At 69.7% G+C, this 663-nt stretch carries 1 protein-coding gene; it reads left to right on the forward strand.

Annotation, left to right across the window (positions count from 1 at the left end; genetic code table 11):
• On the forward strand, positions 1-663 hold a 663-nt coding region (locus FK530_RS26070), incomplete at both ends, for a hypothetical protein (RefSeq protein ID WP_205124259.1).

Genomic DNA, 663 nt, shown 5'->3' on the forward strand with positions numbered 1-663 from the left:
TCGACAATGAGCAGACACGAGAACTCGCGGCCGCCCTCGTCAATGGGTTCGCAACGTACTGCAGCGCGGGGGAGGCGGGAGCGGCGCCCGAGGTCGACTGCACCACGGACCCGGCTACCGCGTTCCAGTCGTTCCTGGACTCCCCCGCCGGGCGGGAGATCCAGGAGGAGAACCGGGCGACGATCGAGGAGCTGACCTCGGCGGCGGAGGGGGCCGGCCAGGAGCTGGAGGAGCAGCTGCTCACCCGCCTGGGACAGGCAGTCCAGGAGCAGGTCACCGCCCACAGCGCCGAGCTGCAGGACCAGATTGCCGCCGCGATGCAGGACTACATGCAGCAGGCCACCCAGGCCTACATGACGCAGCTCTCCGGGCAGTTGTCCTCCCAGATCGGAGGGCAGCTGCGCCAGCAACTGGGGGAGCGCAGTGCGCAGCTGTCGACGAACCTGCAGTCCGCCCTGCAGGAGCAACTCGGATCGGCGATCTCGCGGGCGACCAGCCAGCTGGCGGGGAACATGGCGGGGGCGATGGGGGTGGACGAGGACGCCCTGCGGGGGGCCTTCCGCTTCGACATGGATCAGGAGGAGCTCTCCGAACTCCTGGTCTCCATGCTCTCCTCACGCCAGGCCTCCCTGGACGCCAACCTCGCCACGCTGGGGCACGCGG

Origin of the sequence: Tsukamurella conjunctivitidis (assembly GCF_007858475.1) — a bacterium.
Lineage (GTDB): Bacteria > Actinomycetota > Actinomycetes > Mycobacteriales > Mycobacteriaceae > Tsukamurella > Tsukamurella conjunctivitidis.